This is a genomic window from uncultured Rhodoblastus sp., assembly GCF_903903185.1.
Taxonomy (GTDB): domain Bacteria; phylum Pseudomonadota; class Alphaproteobacteria; order Rhizobiales; family Beijerinckiaceae; genus Rhodoblastus.
Genome location: NZ_CAIUXT010000074.1, coordinates 1 through 17,521 on the forward strand (window position 1 = coordinate 1; position 17,521 = coordinate 17,521).

Sequence of the window (17,521 nt, forward strand, 5' to 3'; positions counted from 1 at the left end):
AGCTCGCGGGTCGGATCGTAGGACACGTTGAGCAGGCGGGTTTCGGCCGCAGGCGCCGCCGAAGCCAAGGCCAGCGCGACAAGGATGGTCGCCGCGCGAAACACCGGGATCGTGAATTTCATCTTCGCTTATTCTTTCGGCGCGACCCTGGCGGGGGCGGCGCTTCGCCCTGCTCAGGGAATTGATTTTCTCTCGAAATTTCTAGCTTTGCCTATCGAATGGGTCAACTCGCGACCAGCCCCGGCGCGGGCTTGCGGAACAACGATCAGGCCGACGTCGGAGCCGGCGCCTGCCGGCGATCTGGCCCGGCCAGCGGCCGGGCGCGACGAAAAAACCAATACAGCACCCAAAAACCTTGAGGCTCCGAAAAGCGGATTGCAGCCTTTCGCAAACGATCGTGACCGCCCGCCCGGCGTGGAGGCGGAGTGTGGCGCGGTTAAGGTTGGGTGGAGCCTATCTGTTGCCGCCTCTTTCGTCTGCGCCGTGCCCCGCATCGGCCTCAGGCACAAGCAATTCACCGACGCCACCGCAGGCACGATCCGGCTAAAGTTGTTCAAGATCGGCGCGCTGGCGAAAGTGAGCGCGCGGCGGATCAAATTCGCGCTTCCCGCCGCATGCCCCGACGCCAACGAATGGCGCCTGGCCGCCGGCAACATCGCCCGCGCTGCTCCTGTTTGACGCATCGTCGCGAAGCGCGCAAGCGCGGCAACCCGACCCAAACCCCACCGGAGACACCGAAGCCCCCTCCCAGACAATCGATCCGAATTCCCGGGCGAAAAAGGCGCAACGGACGCCCGCGCCTTTACGATTACGGCCCGCCATGAACGGCCAAAGCTGCGGCGTTACCTGTCGGAGTTCGAGAAAGGCGTTCTTGGGATATCGACATCAGGCGACCGATCACGAACAATGAGTTTAGGCCCCTTCCTCGCCTAATTCGCGATAACGTGGCTGAATGCCTTCGTCCCGAACCGGCGCTCCCCCCTGCGCCTCGGCGCTCCAGTCCGACGTCGCGCCAGCGCAGAGCGCGGCGTCCCATGCCAGGAAGGCGCGCGCCACGCGAACGACCATTCCGCGCGCTTCGGTCGGCGCGTCGACTTGGCTCAGCAATCGGAACATCCTTGGCAGGCGTCGCGCGCGGTCGGCGAACGGAACGAGAATTGTCCATGCTCCGAACAGGTCGCGCTCCATGCGCGCTTCGAACTCCTCGCCAAACTCGCGCGTTCTGAACGCCATGCCGAGCAGGGTCTCGCGCGCGATCGCAACCAGTTCGGTCCGGCTCGACGGCTCGGCTTCCAGCCATCGCTTGATCGCCGCTCTCAGCGGCCGATGGAACTCCGTCGTCTCTCCGCGCAACAACAGGATTGTTTCAGCGGGATCCGCCCTGGGGCCGATTTCGACGCGTTCGTCCCGCAGTTCGCTCAGCCGCTTGTTGAAGCTGGCAAGATCTTCGACCCGCTCGAACGGCAGCAAGAGAAGCCGCTGGTTGAAGCCGCCCTCCGCTTCCAGGAGCTTGTTGAAACGCGCCGGCCAATCAGGCTGCGCCACGAACAGCGCCTCGACATTGGGACGGAAAGTTCCCTTGAAGCCAAACAACAAGCGATGCGTCAGATAGGCGCGCACCTGCGTTTCAATGACCCCGCGCGCCTCCAGCCATGCCGGCGGCGTGATCGGGCCGCGCTCGGGCGAGAAGGCTTCCGCAACCGCCAGGATCGAAGGCAGGAGCAGCAAAGGGCCATTTACATTGATCCCGGCGACGGCCTCCTGCAACAGGCGCCGGTGCGGCTCGGACAGGGGTCCGGGTCTGGCGAGCAGCGCAAGCCGCGTCAGCCAGTAGAGGCGCCCGTGGATGATCTGGCGCGCCGCGCGATCCCCCTCGGCGAATTCGATCGCGAGCGCGTCGATCGCCGCCGCGATGTCGACGTCTTCAGCATCCCATTGCGCGTCATCGGCGAGCGCCTGAATGACAAAGGTCGGCGGCAACCCGTCCGGCCGCGTCGGCCGGCGCCGGTAGAGCGCCAACGCCTCCGCCGCGCGCGCGCGCCTGACGAGCCGGCCGCCTTCTCCTTCGGTCTTGCCGTCGCCTTCGAGCCGGAGGCGCCACTGCGCGTCGCTCTCGAAACCCTCGACGCCCTCCGGGCTCGCTTCCGTATTGAAGAGACGCGCGCGCGCCGCTTCGGACAGGTCTTCCAGCGCCGCGCCCAGCGTCGAGGCGGAAAGCGTCCTCCCGTCGCCACGCGGCAGCTTTTCCCCGATCATTTCCGCGTAATAGGAGGCGAGCGTTCGGTCGGCGTCATTCGACTTGCCGTTGTGATAAGCGAGTCCGGCGCGGCGAACCTTTTCGATGAGCGCGGCCTGTTCCGGGTTCGCCCGCATCATCGACAGGATCAGCCGGCGCACTTCGGGATGGAAGGAGATCTGGTCGGTCGACAGGTCGATTCTGGTCAGCCAGCCCGCCGCCGCGAGGCCCGAATAGACAGCTTCGGCGGAAACGGGACCGGGCGCGTCGTCGACCACGGGCGCCACCACCGCGTCGAGGATGTCCCTCGTGACGAAGGGCGGGACGCAGGCCGCGAGCACATAGGGCCGCGCGGCGACCGAGGAGAGATGCCGCACGACGCGTTCGGTCAGGTACCGCGCGGCGACGGCGCCATCGACTTTTCCGCGCGAAATCGCATCGACGAAACCGGGGCGCTCGGCGTCATTCTCCCAGACCCCGGCGGCGATACGCAGCACGAGAGGCGATCGGGGCAGAACCTGCGCGGTCATCGCGGCGATCTTCGGATCGTCGACGCCCAGGGCCTGCAGCATGGCGACCGCATTCCTTTCGTCGAGGTCCGCCAGTTCGATCGGCGGCGAGACGCTCCAAAAATCAGACAGGGACGTCGCCAGCGTCTGAGGGCCAAGCGCGGCGGCGGGCGTGCGTCCGGCGAGAATGACGCGCAAATCCGCGACGCCCATCGACCCGCCGATGGTTTCGAACCAATCGCGGAGCACGGAGACATCCTCGGAACCGCGCGCGAAGATCAACTCCGCCGTGTCGATCAGCAGCACGAGCGGCCGCCCGGATGCGCAGACGCGACGCAACGCGTCGAATACCACCGATTGCAGGACGCTTTGCGTTTCCGTCGCGACGCTTTCGAGGCTCTCGAAGGAAGGCGCGGCCTCGAGCGTCAAGGATCGCCGGGCCGCGAGCTTCGCCGCCTGCCCGCGATGCGCGCCGATGCGCTCGCCAAGACTGACGATGGCGTCCTGCGCGGCGCCAGCGAGTTGGCGGGACCTTTCGCGCAACGTCTTCGCCTCTTCCGGCGACACGACGAGGCTCATCTGGCGGAACAGCGTGGTTACCAGCGCGACCGGATCGGCGGGATCGAATCCCGGCTGATCGCAGTCGATATGAACGAGCAGCGGCGGCGCCGGCAGACCTTGGAAGCGCCTCTCCAGGTGAGCGAAAAGCGTCGATTTTCCGGCGCCGCCGACGCCCCAAACATAGATGTAACGCCTGACGGGGAGACTATTCCCCGCCTCCAGAACCGCCGCCGGCGCCGTGGCGAATTCGACGAGTTGATCGAGTTCGCCTTCGCGCCCGAAAAAGGGCGCGGCCGTGATGCGGGCGATGTCGGCGTCCCGGCGGCGTCGGGCGAGCAGCGCGGCGACGCGTTCGCGCAAAAGTTGCGGATCGCCGTAGCCCTCGAAGTCGGGCGCCCAGGCCAGCGACGCCAGCAGCGCCGACAGACCGTCTTCGTCCAGGCGATCGATGGCGTCGGCCGATGGATCGCGGCGCGCTTTGAGCGCCTTGCGCAGGGGGTCGTCGTCATTGCCCGGCGAAGGTTCCAGCGCCGCTTCGAGTTCCGCCGGCGACGCCGCTTGAAGCGTCCGTCGCCGCACCGCGTCGCGGAGCCGCCATTTTCCGGGATGGACGATATTGGTTTCAACGTCGGGGGCGAGCGCCTCCAGCGTCTCCTCGCTCACCTGTGGCGCGAGGCTGTGCGGATCGGTCCAGCCGCGGACGGCCATGGCAAGGCGCAAATGCTCGGCCGTCGCCGCAGCCGGCGACGTTTCCGCCAAAGAGCCCGCGCTCGCCTCGAACCGCCCGTCGGCGATGCTTTTCAAAATGTTGAGGTAGGCGATCATCCCACCGCCTCCGCTAGGTCGGGGACCAGCATCCCGATGACAAGGAGCGCGGCTTCAGCCGTCGCAATGTTTGGCGCGGCGGCATGCAGCATCGCAGGGCTGTCGAACGCCTGCTCGGCCGCCGCGACCTCCTCGGCGCTGAACGCGGCGCCGTCGAGCCGACCGTTCGTCCGCAGAAAATCGGCGACATCGCGCCCCGTCAGATGACCAAGCGTCGTCAGGTCGATGATCCCGCCCCTGGTGTCGGGATCGGCCTCCAGAGCATCTTCGAGCCTGACCCGGCTGTCGCGCGACAAACCGCAAATGAGCAGGCGCGACCAGGGTGCTTTCGCCAGCGCCAGCGTCAAATGCAGCCAGCCCTCGTCATCATGGACGAAGGCGTCGGCGTTCTCGCCTGCGTCAATGGCTACGAAGAGCGGATGCGCCTGACGATCGTGCGCGCGGTCCCGCTGGCCCCAGCGCGCGAGCGCGGCGACGATATCCTCGACCGTATCGTAGCGAATCTGGCCGTCGCGCGTGCGCGTTGCGTCTTCGGCCCGCAACTGCGCTGCAAGCGCCCTGGCCATGTCAAGCAGGCTCTTGTCCGGCGACATGCCCTCCAGTCTGAGGAGATCGCGCTCGGGGCTCGCGAGCGCGGCCTCGAGCAGATTGATGGAGAAGCTCTTGCCGCAGCCCGGCGGACCTTCGACGGACATGATCCTTTCCGCCAGAGATCCATCCGACGCGGTCGCCGTTTCGAACCATTTGTTGAGATTGCGCCGCGCGATGTCTTTCGCGCCCAGAATCGGGTGGCGTGTGAACGGAACGGTCGCCGCATCGGGGGGGGCGCCGACAATTTTCTCAAAGGCGCGGCTCCAGGCCGACCCGAGGGCCTCGCCGCAAAGCTGCTGGCCTCGCCGTCCCAGGCGCTGCACCAGCGACGCCTTCTGAAGGAGAAGCCGCGGCGCCGCCTTCGCCGCCGCCAGGGCGGCCTGCGCCGCGATGACGTTCTTGATCGCGCACAGAAGAATGGCGCGATTGGCCTGCCCGCCGGGGGCGCCCGCCCAGGGGATGGAGCCTTCATGCAGGCCGATGGGAAGAGCGCCCTCGCCGGAGCAGCAACTCCCGCTCATGCCCGGTACGGCGTTCATGGAATGGATGACGCGAGACCCCCCCGGGATGACCTGCATCAGCGAGTCCGCGTCCATCGCCGGATCGCTGCCGCCGCGATAACCGATCACGAAAGAGAGCGGACCCTTGCTCGGGTTCTGGACGCCGTCGATGGGCACGGGCTTTGCGCCATAAATGGTCCGATCGAGTTTCAGCAATGCGAAGTCGAGATGCTTCTGCGGCTCGTCTTGCGCGTCATAGGTCGAAATCAGATGGTCCTGATTGCTGAAATAGGGTGGCGAGGAGGCGAGGAGGTTCTTGACCGACGCAATCTGTTCGCCGCCCTCCGTTTCTGGAAAAACCAGCTGAAGGTCGCCCGCCAGTCTTGGACCATATTCGACGCGCGCGTCGGTCTCGCGCTTCTCCAGCGCGACATGGGCGCAGGTGAGCGCCTCGTCCTTTCCGACGAGGAAGGCCGTCCCGAGATCACCGCCCGCCGCGCGCCGGACGCGCGCTGTCGCCTTGAAGATCTCGGAGAGCTTGCCCAGGATGCGCGGATTCGCGAGGCCCCTTGCCGAGTTGAGCACCGTATGCGGCGTTCCGCCGCCGCCGATGCGCTCGACGATCGCGTCGGCTTCGGACTTGTCGCGTTGATAATCATCGACCTCGGCATTGGCGACCGCGACGCACAATTCTCCAAGCAGACTCGATTTCCGCGCGGCGACGCAGAGCGCCAGCATCGAGGCGAAAGGCTCGCCGCGCGGATCGGAGGGATGGTCGAGCAAGGCCACTTCGACTGCGGGCATCCCTGCGAAACGCCTTTGCAGCATCCTGTAAATCGCCCGAAAGATCGACAGATCGAGCCGCGTCCACTCGGCGAGAATCCTTGCGTCGTCCCGCATCGCCGCCGCCATTCCGGCATCGATCGTCGAAGCGTCATTCATGAGAACAGGCCACCGAATCCCGGCAGGGCGTCTTTCAGCGCCGGAAACGAAAGCGCGAAATTGCTGTCGCTGTCATAACCCGTGAAATGCAGCCCGAATCCTGGCGTATCCGCGTCCTTGAACGCGAAGAGCAACGATCCGGAAGCGCCCTTCAGCGTCGTGGCGTCGTGGCCGATCGTGTTCTTGAGCGTATCCCGGACGTCCGAGCCGAGCGCCCGGGAGTAGGCGCCCGGCGCCAGCCGCTTCACGCCGAAGCTCCCGCCAAACAGCTGGGACGCAACGAAGCCCCAGTCGATCTTGTCCGAAACGCCTTCGCTGCGCGCCGGCGGACCAGGGAAGCCGATTGTCGCCAGCGTGGGTTTTTCACCGGTTACATATTCCGCCGCTGCCGACAGTTTGGCGCGCGTGTAGGGCGCGGCGGGCCCCCCGGTGGGCAAAGGCTTCCCGTCGACCGAGTCGCCGAGCTTCAGCAGCACCGCGTCGATGAAGCCAAACCCTGGCCCGGCGCGCGTCGGGTACACGGCCTCGACAATCTTGAAGCGACTGAAGTCCGCCCGGCCTGTTTCTCCGAGGAAATCGATTTCGAGTCCGCTCTCGATGGCGGCTCCGCCCGGCTTGTCTACGGCGAGGACGGGGTAACTCCGGCGCGCCATCGCGAGCACGTGGAAATTGGTCAGCACCCAGGGGCCCTGAGCGTCAACCAGCGTTCCCGTCCCGCAGTAACGATTGGCGTGCCCGCCGCTCGGCTGAATCCGACCCACCAGCGCGGCCACGGCCTTCAGTCCGTCGCGGCCCCCGACAAGGTCGTTGCGCCATCCGCGGATCAGCGGGTTCGCTTCGTCGATCCAGTTTTCCTTGATCATGAAGCTCGGCCGCGACCCGTCGGCCTTGATCACGGCCTCCATCGCCGCGACATCGTCGCCGGACAGGACCGCAGCCGGATCGATGACCTTGCGCAGGCCGGCGGCGCCATGCTCGCGCACAATGTCGAGCGCCCGCTCAAAATCCGCGCGGTCGGCGATTTCGCTCTCCGGCATGTCCTTGAATAGCCGCTCGACCGACTTTTCGAATTCGTCCGCGCTCGGCAGATCCTCGCCCGTCGACTCCAGCGCCGCGCGCTCCGCCCGCGCGCCGGACGACAACGCCTTGCCCATGCTGAGCGCGCGCTTCACCGCGTCGATGCGCGCAACGAGGGATGTGTCCTGTTCCGCCCTCGGACGCGGGATGGCCGGCGCGGCGGGAAAAGGCGCGGCGCCGGGTCTGACGATCGGAGGCGCATCGAGCGCCGCGCGGACCGTCGGCGTAAGCGTCGCTTCCAGCTCTTTCGAAAGCGTGACGGGCGCCGTCGGGTCGAGACGGCGCGCCAGCAGCGCCGCGGCAAGTTCGCCGCCATGGGCGAGCAGGGCGTCGTCGGCCATCCCCGGATCGGCGCCGATCGCTTCCGCGACGAAAACGCGCATCTCCTCGGCCGGCGTACGCGGCGTCGCCGCGACGGGCGCCTCGACGCCGCGGCCAAGATCGAAAGGCGCCTCGATCAGAGCCAGTGCGTCGATCACGCCGCCGCCCATATTGACGCCGTCCCAACCCGCCGGTCGTCTGGCGCTGGCGCGCGCTATGCGGCGAAACATGGTCTGAAGCGTCTCGCCCCGGGCCTCGGCCTCATCGATCAGCCTTTCGCGGCCATGATGCGCGATCCAGCAGGCCGCCGCGCCTGCGGCGAGCGCGACGGCGAAACTCGTGCCCTGGCCCTGGCCGACGCCGTCCTTCTCAATCGTCGCGCGATAGACGTTCTGCGCCGGCGCGGCGAATTCGACCTCGGGTCCCGACGAGGAGCCAGGCCATTTCTGGTCCTGCGCATTGACGCCGGCGACCGCGATGCACGCTTCGAGGCGCGCCGGGAATACGACGAGGCCGACGCAATTGCCAGCCGCCGCCATGACGATCACATGACGCTTGACCGCGCGTTCGATCGCCTCTCTCAGGGGCGAAAACGGCAAAGGCGGACCGCCAAGCGACATGGTGATCACCTGCGCGCCGTTCTCAACCGCCTTGTCGATCGCCGCCGCGATGGGAATTTCCTCGTGCAGCCAGACGCTGCGAATGGCGCGGATCGGCAGGTGACGCGCTTTCGGCGCGCTGCCGATAAACGGGTCGCCCGGGCCGGTTCCGCGGCTGACGACGACGCTCGCCGTTCCGGTCCCATGTCCGGGATTGAGCGCGAAACCGGATTGCAGAGGATCGGTGGCGTCGTTCGCCGGGCCGTCGCCCAAAGTGTTGAAAGCGGCGACGACATCGACGCCCGCGAGTTCCGGATGTTTGGTTATCCCCGTGTCCGGTTGCGCGATGATGATTCCTTCGCCGCGCGCCGGCCGCCCGAGCGCCTCGGAACGCGCCCAGGCGGCGAAAAGATTCATGCCTTCGAGCGCCCAGCGCGGCGGAAGCGCCGGCTCCGCCGGACTCCAGCACCCCAGCGGAAAATTGTCGAGGCCTTCGAGATTTTCCTGGCCCGGCTCGCGCGGCGTCTGATCCGGCGCGGCGACGCGCGGCAGATCGGGTTCGACGAAACGCGCTCCCGTCGCCTTGGCCAAAGCGCGGCCCAGTTCATGCGCCTGGTCGGGTCGCTGATAGGCGCGCGCAAGCGAGAAGGCGCGCCCGGAGAATTCCAGCACGCCGATTCCTTGCGGGAGCGCTGTCAGTGCGAAGGGCTCGTTGGGCAAGCGCCGCCTCAGCGCCTCGCGCGCGGCTTCGAGGCCGCCTTCGTTGGAAACGACGAGAAAGCGCGCGGGCGGCGTCCTGGATTGCGCCCCGTCCGCGCGCGGATCCAGTGTGCTGTCTATCAGGCCGCCAAGCTCCAGGGAGTCCGAACCCGTCATCCAGCCACTCCTCAATAAATCAATAAATTAAGGGCGTCTCAACGAAAGAAAAAGCCGGAGATTTACTGAATGTCTCCACCCGAACTAGATATAATGATGGCCCAATATGACGCTCCTGACAAGCGGCAAGGCGGATACTGTCGATAGCGAATCAAATTGGCCGGATTTGGTGGCGCCTCAAATATCCGAGAACGGGCTTATGGAAACTGGATAGATCGATAATTGGCTTTTCTGTTGCGCAGGCGAAGCTAGCGTGATCCTGCCGGCGCAAGTACGGCCGGCTAACCGGGATGATTCACAGCGTGTGATTTTTGGGGTGGCGGACATAGCTTAAGGCCATGATACCGCGTAGGATTCGGGCGCCTAAGCCAACCCTTCACGCGTTTCACGCCAGCCACGCCCGCCATGATCGAAAATACGATTCTGCCCTTCTCGTTTCCAGCCGTCGCGCGCAAGAAAGTCACAACTGATTTCGACGGCGGTCGGCTCACCTAGGCAATCAATTCAATTTTACTAAAAAGATCTGAATTACCTATGGTCATTCACCACAGGCGTCATCGACACGCAACGTTGCGGCTGATTTACAAAATCAAGCCATATTCCGCGCCGGGGCTTTCGCCAGAGCTTCGACCAGCGCCGCGTCGAGTTTGACGGCGTCGATTTCCTCGACGCGCGGTCCGGAAGTGTAGACCAGAAAGCAGCGGATGTTGCGGCCCGGATAAAGCAGCGCTGCGGCGGCGCGATAGAGCGCCATTTGCGCGACATGGGCCGCGGATTGGGCCGGCGGCGTGGATTGGGCCGCGCCGGTCTTGAAATCGGCGAGCCAGACCGCGTCGCCCTGTTCGGCCAGCCGGTCGATGGCGCCGGCGATCTCGACAAAGCCGCCGCCGGGCTTTTGCAACCGCGCCGCGATGCGCGCCTCGGCGACGGCGTTTTCGCCAAACAAAGGCGCGAGGCGCGGATCGTCGAGCACGCGAAAGACCTGGGTTGCCAAAAGCGCCGCCCGGTCCGGCTCGATTTTTTGCGCCGCCAGATCGCGCAAAACCGCATCGCGGCGCAAAGCCGGCGCCAACGCCGGAACGAACTGGAACAGGCGGTGCAATTGCCGCCCCTCTTCGAGCGCCCGCAGACGGGTCGCCGCCATGGCGCCGCCCTCGGCAAAATCCTCCTCCGCGCCATCGAGCGCGCCGGAGGGACGCAAGGGGGGGGCGGCGGAAACTTCCGCCGGCGCGGGCGCGAAAAGCCAGGAGGGCGGCGCGGGCGGCGCGCCGGCCGGCGCGGGCGCCACGGCGGGATCGGGCGGTTGGGGCAGGAATTCCGGCCCAAAGCGCAACACCTTGTCGTCGCCGCCCCAAGGCGCCGGCGCGACAAAACTCTCATTGGCCAGCGCCGTCGCGATCATCGCCCGCCAGCTTTCCGGCGAAAGCTCCTTCTTGCCGCGATGTCCCGCGATATAGAGCCGTTCCTCGGCGCGCGTCATGGCGACATAGAGCAGGCGGCGATATTCCTGCGCCGCCGCCTCGCGTCGCCCCTCCCGCGCCCGCGCGACGACCGCGCAATCGCTCGCCCGGTTGGGCGACCACAGCGGAAAAATCCGGCCGTCCAGGGCCGTCGCGGCAAAAAGCTTGCCGTCATGATGGCCGCCCGGCGCGGCGCAGGTGTCGGGCAGAAAAACGATCTTGGCTTCGAGCCCCTTGGCGGCATGGACGGTCATCACCCGCACGTAACGCTCCGACAGGTCCATATCGCGCTTGATCGAGACGTCGAGCGCTTCGACCTCGGCGAGAAAAGCCCCGAGCGAAGGCGCGCGTTCGCGCTCATGCGCCAAAGCGAGGTTGAGGAATTCGTCGAGCGCGTCGCCGGCCTCCGGCCCCAGCCGGGCGAGAAAGGCCCGCCTGCCGCCGCGCGGGCCGAGCAGGCGCGCAAAAAAGGCGAAAGGCGGCAAGGCGCGGCCCATGTCGCGCAACAGATCGAGCCTGGCGCAGGCCGCCTGAACCTTGAGATCGCCGGACGCCAGCATCGCCTCGTGCAGCGAGCCGGCGCGCCTTGGCGCGATGGCGATGAGATCGTCGTCGTCGAAGCCAAACAAAGGGGTTTTCAACACGGTCGCCAGATTGAGATCGTCGGCCGGCATCAAAGCCGCGCGGCCGATGGCGACAAGATCCATCACCGCGATATGTTCGGCAAGTTTCAGACGATCGGCGCCGGCGACGGGGACGTTTTTTTCCTTGAGCGCCCGGATCATCGCCTCGAAAAACGCATCGCGCCGGCGCACCAGAATCATGATGTCGCCGGGACGGACCGGGCGGCGCTTGCCCTCCGCCAGCACGGTCTCGCCGGAGCCGGGTTCGAGCCAGCGGCGGATGGTTTCAGCGATTCTCCGCGCGCTCGCCACGGGAGGGTCGGCCTCGTCGGAATAATCGAGCGGCAGTTTCCAGTCGCGCGGCTCCTCCTGCTCCGCCCGCGCGAGCACGTCCCAGATTTCGACGCGCGACGGCGCATCGCGCTTGAGCGCCTCATGGACGGTGTTGACATGATCGGCCTGCGCCGACAGGCCGCGATAATTTTCAGGATAGGAGAATACCTTGTCCACCGCCGCCAGCACGCCGGGCGCCGAGCGGAACGACAGGGTCAGTTCGACCGGCTCGAAACGCTTGCCGGCGTGCGTCGCGCGGCGCTGGAAATCCCCTTTCATCCGCGCGAAAAGATCCGGCGCCGCGCCCTGGAAGGAAAAGATCGACTGTTTCTCGTCGCCCACCGCGAAAAAGCTGCGATTGGCCCGGCTCTGCCCGGCGCCCGCGAAAAAATCCTCGCAGATGCGGGTGAGGATTTTCCATTGCGCGGCGCTGGTGTCCTGCGCTTCATCGACCAATATGTGATCGATGCCGGCGTCGAGTTTCTTTAACACCCATTGCGCCGAGGAACGGTCGAGCAGGCGCTGGGTGAAGGCGATGAGATCGTCGAAGTCGAGATATTGCCGCTCGGCCTTGAGCCTCTCGTAACGATCGAGAATGGCGTTGACGATCAGGCTCAGGCTCAGCGTGCGCTCCGCCGTTTCCGCCGCCTTCATCTTTTCGCGCATCCGGATCAGCCGGACCTGTTCGTCCTCGAGTTCGCGCAGCAACCCGGGGTGAGACTCGGCCAGCTTCTTGTTGAGAAGCGTTTTCGCCGGCTCGCCTTGCTGGGTGAAAAAGATGGCGGTGATTTTATCGAGCGCCTCGTCGAAATTCTTGCCGAGCCAGTCCGCATAGGCTTGCGAAAACAGCACGGCCTTCTTGGCGTCCGTGCTGGTTCCGCCGACCAGCACGCTGGCCAGATCGGGCCAGCGCGCCGGCGCCAGACCGCCTTCGAGCGTGTCGCGCAGGACCGTTTCGGGCGTGTCGTCGGGGCCAAGCCCCAGCGTCAGTCTCAGTGCCCTGTCAGCGTCCGATGAAGCGGCGGCGCGAAACATCGGCCTTTGGCGCAATGCCTCTTCGAGCAGCTTTGCGAAGACCAGTCCGGCGTCCTCGGCGATCCGCTCCAGCGCCGCCGCCATTTTCCCGTCATGGCGCGCCCGCGCCAGCACGTCCTGCCTGGCGCGGGCGATCAATTGCGCCTGTTCGACCTCCTCGACGATCGAAAATCCCGCCGCGACATTGGCCTCGAAAGGCGCGGCGTGCAGCACGCTTTCGCAGAAGGCGTGCAACGTCTGGATCTTTAAACCGCCCGGCGTCTCGACGGCGCGAGCGAAAAGTTTGCGCGCAGAATCGAGCTGGCTTTTTTCATCGGGCCGTCTGGCGCCGGTCGCCTCGATGGCGCTCGCCAGCCTTTCGTCATCGAGCGACGTCCATTCGCCCAGAGTCTTGAACACCCGCTCGGCCATATTGGCCGCCGCCGCCTTGGTGAAAGTCAGGCACAAGATTCGCCCCGGCGCGAAATCCGCCAGCAGCAGGCGCACCACCCTTTGCGCCAGCACATGGGTCTTGCCCGAGCCGGCATTGGCCGAGACCCAGGCAGACAGATCGGGATCGGAAGCCATGGCTTGAAGCGCCAGCGTCGATGACGGAATTTTCGGCGCTTTCATCCCTCGTCTCCGCCGGTCGCGTCCGCGCCCGAAGCCGACCATTCGCGGGTGCGCGCCAGATGATCGAAATCATTGTAGCGCGCGGCAAATTGCGGGTAGGGCCGCGCCGGATAGCCCTTGCTCAAAATGCGGAAGTCGTTCAGCAGGCCGATCAGCTGGGCGAAATGCCCGGCGATCAGATCGGCGAAGGTCCCCTTTTTCGGTTCGTCGAGATTTTGCGGTCTGGTCTTGTCGCCGCCGAGCGGCAGGTAAAAGGCCGTCTCGACCTTGCGTGGGCCAAGGCCGCGAAAGGCCCCGCGCTCCATCATCGCCGCCTCCAGCGTCAATTGCGGCGCCCAGCCGGCGCGCACCTCCTTGTTGGAGGGCGGCTTGCCGGTCTTGTAATCGACGATGACCGCGCCGCCGTTGTTCAGCAATTCGATGCGATCGGCTTCGGCGGTGAGCGAGAATGTCGAGCCGTCGGCGAGCAGCAGCGACAAATTGCCGCCAATCTCGACGACGATTCTTTCGATGTACGGACGCCGCCTGGCCTCGAAGGCCAGATAGGCCTCGAGCCCGCGCACCAGACGCGGCCAGCGAAAGCTCAGGAACTCCGCGTCGCTTTCGAATTCCGCAAGCTTTTCCCTTGCGGCGACGAGGAGAATTTCGCGGGCGCGCTCCGGCAAGACGCCGCTCTCATGCGCGCGCACGAATTCTTCCAGCACTTCATGAATGGCTTCACCGATTTCGCGCGGTCCCGGATTGGCGTCGAGCCCGGGCATGGGCTTCAATTTCAGGATATGTTCGGCATAGATCGCATAGGGGTCGCGGCGCAGCATTTCGATGCGCGTCACCGAAAGCCTTTGCGGACGCAATTCGAGCGGCGGCCGGGGCTCGGGACGGGCCAAAGGTTTTTCCGCCGGCGCGGCGTCGATTTCTTGCGCCAGATCGAGCCAGCGCGCGCCACGCTCCCGAAGCCCGGAGAAGATCTCGGGGCCGGCCAGAGCCTCGATGCGCAGCAGAAAGCGCGAGGACGTCGTCGGCGATCCGCCGCGCTTTTTCGCGCGGGTCAGAATCACTTCGGGAGCGCCGAACGCCTGCGCGAAATCATGCGCCGTCTGGCCGATGCGCCGGTCGGGCGAAGACAGGCCGAGCGCCGCGCGAAATTGCCGGTTGAGGAAGGAATCGGTCTCGCCGCGTGGCGGCCAGACGGTCTCGTCCAGTCCCGCCAGCACCATCAGGTCGGCGCCGATCAGGCGCGCTTCGAGCAGGCCGAGAATTTTCAGACGCGGATGGGCGCGCGCCGGGCCGCGCAGGATGCGCTCGCCGATCAGCGCGTCGAAAAACACCGCATAGCTTTCGCCGTGAAAGGTGAAAGCCTGATTGGCGGCGGCGGCCAGCTCCTCGAACATCGCAGCCAAAGCCTCGCCGTCGGCGCCGCCGGGAAAGGCCTGCTCGTCGCCGGCGACGATCAGGCCCAGCGTCTTTCGATGGGCGTCGAGCCAGGGTTTGAGGTCCGTCTCGCCGGCTTGCGCCAGAACCCGAAGCGACGCGAAAGCCATGTCAAGGCTCCGCGCGAAATCTTCCAGCGCCGACCAGTCGGCGTCGGAAATTTCCCTTTGGCGCGGATGGGCGTGGCGGTCGGCCGCCGCAGCGCGGGCGGGCGCGACGCAATCGGCGAAAGGCGGCGCCTGAAAGCCGGAGCGCAGCACCCCGATTTCGAACAGGGCGCAAAGCCTTTGCGCCCGCGGCCCGAACCCGAGCGAAAAATCGGGATGGGCGAGCAAAGGCGCCCAGTCGTCGGCGCCGCCGCACAGCGCGGCGAGCGCCAGCCGCGCCAGCACGCCGGCGCGCGAAGCGCCGAGCGGCGAGCCGCCGGAATCGTCGATCTCGACGTTCCAGCGCAACAATTCCGCGCGCACGCGCTCCCCCAGCCCCCGATCCGGCGTCACCAGCGCCGCTGTGCGGCCCGGCGTCTCCAGCGCCTCGCGTAGCGCAATCGCGATCGCCAGCGCCTCCTCGCGCTCGCCGTCGGCCTCGATCAGGGCGACCTCGGCCAGGGCCGCCGACACTTCCCTTGCGTCATTTCTGGCCCGCCAGAGCGGCCAGAGGTCGGTGCTGTCGGCGGGCCGGAAAGCCTCGCAGAGGAATATTTCGCGCGCCGCCAGCCGGGGCGCCCTTTCGCCAAGCGCCACGACATTTTCGCGCGCGACGCCGATGGTTTCGATCAGGCGCGCGAGAAAAGCCTGCGGATGGGTGGCGCAGGGCTCCTTGGCGTCCCGGATCGCAGCGAAGGATGGGTCGTCGAGAGTCTGGTCGAGACCGGGCAGCACCACGGCGCCGTTTTGCGCATGGGCGATGGCGGCGAGCAGCCGCGCGGTGACGATGTTCGAACCGGTCGAACCGATGGCGACGACCGGCGTGGAATCGCGCCCGACCGCCTCGATGGCCCGGGCGATCAGCGCCTGCTGGCGCGCCGCCGGATCGACAAAGCCGCGCTCGCTCTGGATTTGCGGCCAGCTGGCGATGGCGATGTCGAGAAAGCGCAAGGTGATGCGCCAGTAATCGTCGAAATCGCCGCCGAGCGCCTCCAGCCCGCGCCAGGCGACATTCTCGACGATCATTTCGTCGATCAGCGCCGCCAGTTCGCCGGACAGGTTCCAGGCGTCGGCGGGATGCGTGGCAACAAGCAGGCTTTCCTCGGCGTAGCGCGCCTCCCCATTTGCGTCGATGGAGACGATGGCTTGCCGGAGGCTGCGCCCCCATTTCAGAATCAGTTCGCCCAAAATCATCCGGCGCTCCATGTCTCCCACGGCGCGCGGAAAATCGGGGTCGAGCGGATTGTCGAAACCGGCCTCCCCGCTCTCGCCGTCGAGCGCGCCAAGGGCCAGGATGTTGGGCAGCAGCATGGCCGGGGCTCCGGCGCAGCGCGCCAGTTCCGCCGCCAGCGCCCGGCCGGCGCGCCGCGTCGGCACATAGATTTTTGCCCGGGCCAGCGCCAGCGGGCCGGAAGCCCGGTCGAGACCGGGAACGATGTTTCCATCGAGAAATGCCTCAGCGAAAGTCGCCAGAAAGGGCGCGCCCGGAGCAATGGTGAAAACACGCGGCGTCACGGGCAATTCCTCGTCGGGTCAACACACGAAACGATGGCTTTGGCGCCCCGCCTCACACGGCGACGGCGCTGGCGTAAATCCTTTCCGCTTCGCCGATCGCTTCGGGGTCGCCGACATGCAGCCAGCGGCCTTCGAGCGGCAGGCCGAACAGGCGCCCCTGTTCCGCCGCCGCGAAGAAAAACGGCGCGAGACGGAAGGGCGCGAGCGGACAATCGACGAACAGCGAACTCTTGATGATCCCGACGCCGGAATAGACAAAAGGCGCCGTCTCGCCCGGACCCGGCCGTCGCAGCCGGCCTTGCGCGTCGGCGAAAAAATCGCCGCGCCAATCGACGCCGACGCTGGTTCCGGTTTCGGCGAGCAGCAGCAGCACGTCCATCTTGTCGCCGTCCCAGGCGCACGCCAGACGCGCGAGCTGCGATCTCGGCTCTTCGATCCACAAGGCGTCGGTATTGCAGATGAAAAACGGCCGGCCGTGAAATTCGTCCAATACCTTGACGATGCCGCCGCCCTGGTCGAGCAGCGTCTCGCGCTCGTCCGAAATCTTGATGCGCGGCGCCGTTCGGTCGCGCAAATGATCCTCGATCTGGTCGGCCAGCCAGTGGACATTGACGATGGCCTCAGCGATTCCCGCCTCGTCGAGCCGGTCGAGCATGTGATCGAGCATGGCCCTGCCGCCGACGCGCACCAGAGGCTTCGGGACGGTCAAGGTGATCGGGCGCATCCGCGTGCCGAGCCCGGCGGCGAAGACCAGCGCCTTTTCCGGACGCGCGCTCAAGTGGCCGCCTCCTGGTCCTCATTGGCGAAAATCTGCGGCATCGCGGCGTCGAACCAGTTCTTCAGATCGGCCATGACCGGATGGCCGAGGTTTTTTCGCAGGTAATTTTTCACCCGGGGAATATGGGCGAGATAGTTCGGCTTGCCGTCCCGCTTGTCGAGCCGGGCGAAAATGCCGAGAATCTTGCTTGAGCGCTGCGCGCCCATCAGCGCATAGGCGCAAGCGAAGGCCGCCATGTCGAATTCCGGCTGCGCCTGTTTGCGCGCCCGGGCATAATGGCCGAGCAGCTTCAATTCCAGATCGTCGGGCACATCGACCCGCGCGTCCTGCAAAAGCGAAACCACGTCATAGGCGGGCGGTCCCAGGACGCAATCCTGAAAATCCAGCAGGCCGATCCGGCGCGCGCCCTCGCGCTCTGGCAGCCAGAGCAGATTGGGCGAATGAAAATCGCGCAGGCTCCAGGTCCGCGCCTCGGCGAGCAGCGGCGCCAGCAGGCCGCGCCAGATGTTTTCATATTGCGCCCGCGCGCCCGACGCGATGTGCCTGCCGCC

General features: G+C 66.3%; 8 protein-coding genes. 1 reads left to right on the forward strand and 7 read right to left on the reverse strand.

Annotated elements, in window-relative coordinates:
* Positions 1-84: 84 nt before the first annotated feature.
* Positions 85-678: a transposase gene (locus tag QZY01_RS06855; protein WP_294535031.1), complete on the forward strand. Its 594-nt coding sequence runs from the start codon at positions 85-87 to the stop codon at positions 676-678.
* Between the two features lie 234 nt (positions 679-912).
* Here QZY01_RS06855 and QZY01_RS06860 read toward each other — a convergent pair whose 3' ends face one another.
* The 7 genes from QZY01_RS06860 to QZY01_RS23855 form a co-directional block, all read right to left on the reverse strand.
* Positions 913-4,131 carry a hypothetical protein gene (locus QZY01_RS06860; RefSeq protein ID WP_294535034.1) on the reverse strand — a complete coding sequence of 1,073 codons (3,219 nt, stop codon included), beginning with the start codon at positions 4,129-4,131 and terminating at the stop codon, positions 913-915.
* Positions 4,128-6,164: a serine protease gene (locus QZY01_RS06865; RefSeq protein WP_294535036.1), complete on the reverse strand. Its 2,037-nt coding sequence runs from the start codon at positions 6,162-6,164 to the stop codon at positions 4,128-4,130. Before QZY01_RS06865 ends, QZY01_RS06860 begins: the two co-directional genes overlap by 4 nt.
* Positions 6,161-9,037: a S8 family serine peptidase gene (locus QZY01_RS06870; protein WP_294535039.1), complete on the reverse strand. Its 2,877-nt coding sequence runs from the start codon at positions 9,035-9,037 to the stop codon at positions 6,161-6,163. Before QZY01_RS06870 ends, QZY01_RS06865 begins: the two co-directional genes overlap by 4 nt.
* Positions 9,038-9,626: 589 nt before the next feature.
* Complete coding sequence (gene addA, locus QZY01_RS06875; protein ID WP_294535042.1) at positions 9,627-13,100, reverse strand: double-strand break repair helicase AddA; 3,474 nt, start codon at positions 13,098-13,100, stop codon at positions 9,627-9,629.
* Entirely contained in the window at positions 13,097-16,192 is a 3,096-nt protein-coding gene (gene addB / locus QZY01_RS06880) for a double-strand break repair protein AddB (protein ID WP_294535044.1), read from the reverse strand. Before addB ends, addA begins: the two co-directional genes overlap by 4 nt.
* A gap of 52 nt (positions 16,193-16,244) precedes the next feature.
* Positions 16,245-16,970, reverse strand: a complete 726-nt coding sequence (locus QZY01_RS06885) for a nucleotidyltransferase family protein (RefSeq protein WP_294535046.1) — start codon at positions 16,968-16,970, stop codon at positions 16,245-16,247.
* On the reverse strand, positions 16,967-17,509 hold the full coding sequence (locus tag QZY01_RS23855) for a phosphotransferase (RefSeq protein WP_342394883.1): 543 nt from the start codon (positions 17,507-17,509) through the stop codon (positions 16,967-16,969). The genes QZY01_RS06885 and QZY01_RS23855 overlap by 4 nt, the downstream gene beginning before the upstream one ends.
* Between the last annotated feature and the right edge of the window lie 12 nt (positions 17,510-17,521).